We start from the raw sequence: 6,271 nt of genomic DNA on the forward strand, positions 1-6,271 counted from the left end.
GCGTGGGAGCGGGCGGCATCGAGGAGTTGGCCGCGTCCGTGGCCGGGGCGCCGGGGCTGCGGCTGGACGGTCTGATGACCGTCGCGCCGCTCACCGGTCCCTACGCGGGGCGGCAGCGGGCGGCGTTCGAGCGGCTGATGGAATTCTCAACCCTCATGCGCGCGACTCATCCGGCTGCGAACATGGTGTCGGCAGGGATGAGTGCGGACCTTGAGCAGGCCGTAGCGGCCGGAGCGACACATGTACGCGTCGGTACGGCGGTACTCGGAGTCCGACCCGGGCTCGGGTAACGTCGCCAAGAAGTCGGACCACAGCAGAAAATATGGTCATTCCCGCTGATCCCGCGGGGATACCTCGTGGATCGCGGGCAGTTGGTGACGACAGCCGATCCACCACAGAGCGGAGGACTCAGAGCATGGCCGGCGCGATGCGCAAGATGGCGGTCTACCTCGGCCTCGTGGAGGACGATGGGTACGACGGTCCGGGGTTCGACCCCGACGACGAGTTCGAACCCGAGCCGGAGCCCGAGCGGGAGCGCAGGCGGCACGACCCGCCGCGTCAGTCGCACCAGTCCCAACGGGACGAATCGGTACGAGTGGTGCAGCCCCCCGCCCCCCGTGAACCGGCGGCCCATTCCGCTTCGCTAGCCGCGGAATCCGGACGTCCGGCACGAATCGCCCCCGTGGCGTCCATCACACCTGAACGCCAGAGCCTGGAGAAGAACGCACCGGTGATCATGCCCAAGGTCGTGTCCGAGCGGGAGCCCTACCGCATCACCACGCTGCACCCGCGGACGTACAACGAGGCCCGTACCATCGGGGAACACTTCCGCGAGGGCACTCCGGTGATCATGAACTTGACCGAGATGGATGACACGGACGCGAAGCGACTTGTCGACTTTGCCGCCGGTCTGGTCTTCGGTCTCCATGGCAGCATTGAACGAGTGACGCAGAAGGTGTTCCTGTTGTCGCCTGCTAACGTCGATGTAACGGCGGAGGACAAGGCTCGCATCGCAGAGGGCGGGTTCTTCAACCAGAGCTGAGGCGCAGTAGTCGCAGTAGGTGCCGTAGGCGCAGTACCGGATCGACGCAGCACGAGTTGGCAGGGGAGAGGGAAACGCGGACATGAGCGTGTTCTTGCAGGTGCTCTACATCGCGCTGATGTGCTTCCTCATCGTGTTGATCTTCCGGTTGGTCATGGACTACGTCTTCCAGTTCGCCCGCTCATGGCAACCCGGCAAGGCGATGGTGGTCGTTCTGGAGGCCACCTACACTGTCACTGATCCACCGCTCAAGCTTCTGCGGCGGTTCATTCCGCCGCTGCGTCTCGGGGGCGTGGCGCTCGACCTGTCCTTCTTCGTACTGATGATCATCGTCTACATCCTGATCTCCGTCGTGAGCCGGCTGTGAACGATACGGTCTTGCCGAATGCCGACGACTACGTTGAGGTGAAGAGATGCCGTTGACCCCCGAGGACGTGCGGAACAAGCAGTTCACAACCGTCCGCCTCCGAGAAGGCTATGACGAGGACGAGGTCGATGCCTTCCTCGATGAGGTCGAAGCCGAACTGACCCGCCTGCTCCGCGAGAACGAGGACCTGCGCGCCAAGCTGGCCGCCGCGACCCGTGCCGCCGCCCAGAACCAGCAGCAGGGCGGCATGCGCAAGGGCCCCGACGGACCGCCGCAGGACCAGCGCGGTCCCGGCGCTCCCGTGCCCGCCGCTATATCGGGCCCGCAGCCGGTCCCGCCGCAGCAGCAGATGGGTGGCCCCATGGGCGGCCCGCCGCAGCTGCCCGGCGGCGCACCCCAGCTGCCCGCAGGTCCGAGCGGCCACGGCCCGCAGGGCGGTCCGCAGGGTCCCGGCCCCATGGGCCAGGGTCCGATGGGCGGCCCCATGGGCGGTCCGATGGGCGGCCACGGTGGTCCCCCGCAGATGCCGCAGCCCGGTCAGGGCCCCGGTGGCGACAGCGCCGCCCGGGTGCTCTCCCTGGCGCAGCAGACCGCCGACCAGGCGATCGCGGAGGCCCGCTCCGAGGCCAACAAGATCGTCGGTGAGGCGCGTTCGCGCGCCGAGGGTCTTGAGCGCGACGCCCGTGCCAAGGCCGACGCCCTGGAGCGGGACGCGCAGGAGAAGCACCGCGTCGCGATGGGCTCCCTGGAGTCCGCCCGCGCCACGCTGGAGCGCAAGGTCGAGGACCTGCGCGGCTTCGAGCGCGAGTACCGTACGCGACTGAAGTCCTACCTGGAGTCGCAGCTCCGTCAGCTGGAGACCCAGGCCGACGACTCGCTGGCGCCGCCGCGCACTCCGGCCACCGCCTCGCTGCCGCCGTCCCCGGCGCCGTCGATGGCTCCGGCCGGTGCGGGTGCCCCGTCCTACGGCGGCAACCAGTCGATGGGCGGCAACCCGCCCGCCGGCGGCCCGTCCTACGGCGGCCAGCAGCAGATGTCCCCGGCGATGACCCAGCCGATGGCGCCGGTGCGGCCGCAGGGCCAGCAGCCGATGCAGCAGGCCCCGTCGCCGATGCGTGGCTTCCTCATCGACGAGGACGACAACTGACGGGCGTTCCCACGCCGTAGAGGCGTCGGCAGCGTTCAGGGCCGGGCCCCCAGATTCTTCTGGGGGCCCGGCCCTTTTGTGTGCCCGGTCCTTTTGCGCACCGGTCGGGGCGGGCGCGCGGATACGTGTAAGGCCCGGTCTTCAGGAGACCGGGCCTTACACGTGAGCGGTTACGCCTTGCGGAGGCGGAAGGCCAGCTTCAGGGAGTCGTCCGTGAACGGCTCACCGAAGGTGGTGTCCGCCTCGCCCTGGGCGAAGTCCGTGGCGAGGACCTCGTCCGCGATCAGCTCGGCGTGCTCGGTGAGCGCCGTGAGCACCGCCGGGTCCGTGGACGTCCAGCGCAGCGCGATGCGGTCCGCCACGTCGAGGCCGCTGTTCTTGCGGGCCTCCTGGATCAGGCGGATCGCGTCACGGGCCAGGCCCGCCCGGCGCAGCTCCTCGGTGATCTCCAGGTCGAGCGCGACCGTGGCCCCGGAGTCCGATGCCACGGACCAGCCCTCGCGCGGGGTCTCCGTGATGATCACCTCGTCGGGGGCGAGCGTCACCGTGTCGCCGTCCACCTCGACCGAGGCGATGCCCTCGCGCAGTGCCAGCGAGAGCGCGGCGGCGTCGGCCTCGGCCACCGCCTTGGCGACCGCCTGGACGCCCTTGCCGAAGCGCTTGCCGAGGGCCCGGAAGTTGGCCTTCGCGGTGGTGTCCACCAGTGATCCGCCCACTTCGGAGAGCGACGCCAGCGAGGAGACGTTCAGCTCCTCCGTGATCTGGGCGTGCAGTTCGGGACTGAGCGAATCGAAGCCGGAGGCCGCGACCAGGGCCCGGGAGAGCGGCTGACGGGTCTTGACACCCGACTCCGCGCGCGTGGCACGGCCGAGCTCGACCAGGCGGCGCACGAGCACCATCTGCTTCGAGAGCTCGGGGTCGATCGCCGCCAGGTCGGCCTCCGGCCAGGAGGTCAGGTGGACCGACTCCGGGGCGTCCGGGGTGACCGGCACGATCAGGTCCTGCCAGACACGCTCGGTGATGAACGGTGTCAGCGGGGCCATCAGACGCGTGACCGTCTCGACGACCTCGTGCAGGGTGCGCAGCGCCGCCTTGTCGCCCTGCCAGAAGCGGCGGCGGGAGCGGCGCACGTACCAGTTGGAGAGGTTGTCGACGAAGACGGACAGGAGCTTGCCCGCCCGCTGGGTGTCGTAGCCCTCAAGGGCCTGGGTGACCTGGTCGGTGAGCGCGTGCAGCTCGCTGAGCAGCCAGCGGTCCAGGAGCGGGCGCTCGGCGGGTGCCGGGTCGGCGTCGCTGGGGGCCCACTTCGACGTACGGGCGTACAGCGCCTGGAAGGCGACCGTGTTCCAGTACGTGAGGAGCGTCTTGCGGACGACCTCCTGGATCGTGCCGTGGCCGACGCGGCGGGCCGCCCACGGGGAGCCGCCGGCCGCCATGAACCAGCGCACCGCGTCGGCGCCGTGCTGGTCCATGAGCGGGATGGGCTGGAGGATGTTGCCCAGGTGCTTGGACATCTTGCGGCCGTCCTCGGCGAGGATGTGGCCGAGACAGACCACGTTCTCGTACGAGGACTTGTCGAAGACCAGGGTGCCGACGGCCATCAGCGTGTAGAACCAGCCGCGGGTCTGGTCGATGGCCTCCGAGATGAACTGCGCCGGATACCGGCTCTCGAAGAGCTCCTTGTTCTTGTACGGGTAGCCCCACTGCGCGAACGGCATCGAGCCCGAGTCGTACCAGGCGTCGATGACCTCGGGCACGCGCGTGGCCGTCGATCCGCAGCCCTCCCGCGGGCAGGCGAAGGTGATCTCGTCGATGAACGGGCGGTGCGGGTCGAGCCCCGACTGGTCGGCGCCCGTCAGCTCCGAGAGCTCCGCGCGCGAGCCGACGCAGGTCAGGTGGGACTCCTCGCAGCGCCAGACGGGCAGCGGGGTGCCCCAGTAGCGGTTGCGGGACAGGGCCCAGTCGACGTTGTTGGTCAGCCAGTCGCCGAAGCGGCCGTGCTTGACCGAGTCCGGGAACCAGTTGGTCTTCTCGTTCTCCTCGAGGAGCCGGTCCTTGATGGCCGTGGTGCGGATGTACCAGGACGGCTGCGCGTAGTAGAGCAGGGCCGTGTGGCAGCGCCAGCAGTGCGGGTAGCTGTGCTCGTACGCGATGTGCCGGAAGAGCAGGCCGCGCTCGTCCAGGTCCTTGGTGAGGGTCTCGTCGGCCTTCTTGAAGAAGACGCCGCCCACGAGCGGGACGTCCTCCTCGAAGGTGCCGTCGGGGCGGACCGGGTTGACGACCGGCAGACCGTACGCACGGCAGACCTTGAGGTCGTCCTCACCGAAGGCGGGGGACTGGTGGACCAGACCGGTGCCGTCCTCGGTGGTGACGTACTCGGCGTTGACCACGTAGTGCGCGGGCTCCGGGAACTCCACGAGGGAGAACGGACGTTGGTAGTTCCAGCGCTCCATCTCGGCGCCGGTGAAGGTCTCGCCGGTGGTCCGCCAGCCCTCGCCGAGCGCCTTCTCGACGAGCGGCTGGGCGACGACCAGCTTCTCCTCGCCGTCCGTCGCGACGACGTAGGTGACGTCGGGGTGCGCGGCGACGGCGGTGTTGGAGACGAGGGTCCAGGGCGTCGTCGTCCAGACCAGGAGGGCTGCCTCGCCCGCGAGCGGACCGGAGGTGAGGGGGAAACGGACGTAGACGGACGGGTCGACGACCGTCTCGTAGCCCTGCGCCAGCTCGTGGTCCGAGAGGCCCGTGCCGCAGCGCGGGCACCAGGGGGCGACGCGGTGGTCCTGGACGAGCAGGTCCTTGTTGAAGATCTCCTTCAGGGACCACCAGACGGAGTCCACGTACTCCGGGTCCATCGTGCGGTACGCGTCGTCGAGGTCGACCCAGTAGCCCATGCGGGTCGTCAGTTCGGCGAAGGCGTCGGTGTGCCGGGTCACGGACTCGCGGCACTTGGCGTTGAACGCGGCGATGCCGTACGCCTCGATGTCCTTCTTGCCGTTGAAGCCGAGCTCCTTCTCGACCGCGAGCTCCACGGGCAGGCCGTGGCAGTCCCAGCCCGCCTTGCGGGCCACGTGGTACCCCCGCATGGTGCGGAAGCGGGGGAAGACGTCCTTGAAGACGCGGGCCTCGATGTGGTGGGCGCCCGGCATGCCGTTGGCGGTGGGCGGGCCCTCGTAGAACACCCACTCGGGGCGGCCCTCGGACTGTTCGAGGCTCTTGGCGAAGATCTTCTGCTCGCGCCAGAAGTCGAGCACGGCGTGCTCGAGGGCGGGCAGGTCGACCTGGGCGGGCACCTGTCGGTACTGCGGCGGCGTGTTCAACGAGTCCTCCGGCGGATGTGCTGCCTTCCGTCGGAGGGACGAGAGCCGTGTGCGCCTGGTGCGGCGCGCTCCCGCGGTACCACCCTCCTTGGCCCTCCGGTACGGGGTCCGTGCCGGTGAGCCCCCTCATTGGGGTCGCGATACCGGGTCTACTGGCCTCCGCTGCGTCGCTTCGGCGTTCTTCCGGCGGCTCCGGGGTGATCTTCACGTCGCGCTCGCCCCCGGGCTCGCACCGTCCCCGGGTCGCTCATGGCTGCGTACGCCGCTACTCGTCCCCATCCACGCTTCTCGCTGCCGCCCAGTGTACGGCGCCCGGGGAGSCGCCCGGCCGMSCSKYYCCCCGGGMGCCGTACGGGGTGCGGGGGCCGGGGCGCGCGGTGACCCGAATGGCGACATGC

The 6,271-nt window shown here is 69.8% G+C and carries 5 protein-coding genes; 4 read left to right on the forward strand and 1 reads right to left on the reverse strand.

The genetic code is table 11. The features are described from left to right. The 4 genes from AB8Z36_RS27220 to AB8Z36_RS27235 form a co-directional block, all read left to right on the forward strand. The coding region (locus AB8Z36_RS27220) for an alanine racemase (protein ID WP_369216022.1) at window positions 1-290 on the forward strand (290 nt) is incomplete at its 5' end. 125 nt (window positions 291-415) lie between these two features. Further along, window positions 416-1,042, forward strand: a complete 627-nt coding sequence (locus AB8Z36_RS27225; protein ID WP_369216023.1) for a cell division protein SepF — start codon at window positions 416-418, stop codon at window positions 1,040-1,042. Window positions 1,043-1,124: 82 nt separating this feature from the next. Next, the gene (locus AB8Z36_RS27230) at window positions 1,125-1,409 is read left to right on the forward strand and encodes a YggT family protein (RefSeq protein WP_369216024.1); all 285 of its coding nucleotides are present in this window, start codon (window positions 1,125-1,127) and stop codon (window positions 1,407-1,409) included. Window positions 1,410-1,455: 46 nt separating this feature from the next. Continuing rightward, window positions 1,456-2,556 carry a DivIVA domain-containing protein gene (locus tag AB8Z36_RS27235; RefSeq protein ID WP_369216025.1) on the forward strand — a complete coding sequence of 367 codons (1,101 nt, stop codon included), beginning with the start codon at window positions 1,456-1,458 and terminating at the stop codon, window positions 2,554-2,556. Window positions 2,557-2,726: 170 nt separating this feature from the next. On the opposite strand, the gene ileS is transcribed toward AB8Z36_RS27235, so the two are convergent. Next, entirely contained in the window at window positions 2,727-5,873 is a 3,147-nt protein-coding gene (ileS, locus tag AB8Z36_RS27240; RefSeq protein WP_369216026.1) for an isoleucine--tRNA ligase, read from the reverse strand. Window positions 5,874-6,271 lie beyond the last annotated feature (398 nt).

It is taken from the genome of Streptomyces flavofungini (assembly GCF_041028215.1).
GTDB lineage: Bacteria > Actinomycetota > Actinomycetes > Streptomycetales > Streptomycetaceae > Streptomyces > Streptomyces flavofungini_B.

Bases quoted from the DNA above. Each gene is read 5' to 3' on its own strand.
- AB8Z36_RS27225 (WP_369216023.1), top strand. From the start codon at position 416: ATGGCCGGCGCGATGCGCAAGATGGCGGTCTACCTCGGCCTCGTGGAG.
- AB8Z36_RS27230 (WP_369216024.1), top strand. From the start codon at position 1,125: ATGAGCGTGTTCTTGCAGGTGCTCTACATCGCGCTGATGTGCTTCCTC.
- AB8Z36_RS27235 (WP_369216025.1), top strand. From the start codon at position 1,456: ATGCCGTTGACCCCCGAGGACGTGCGGAACAAGCAGTTCACAACCGTC.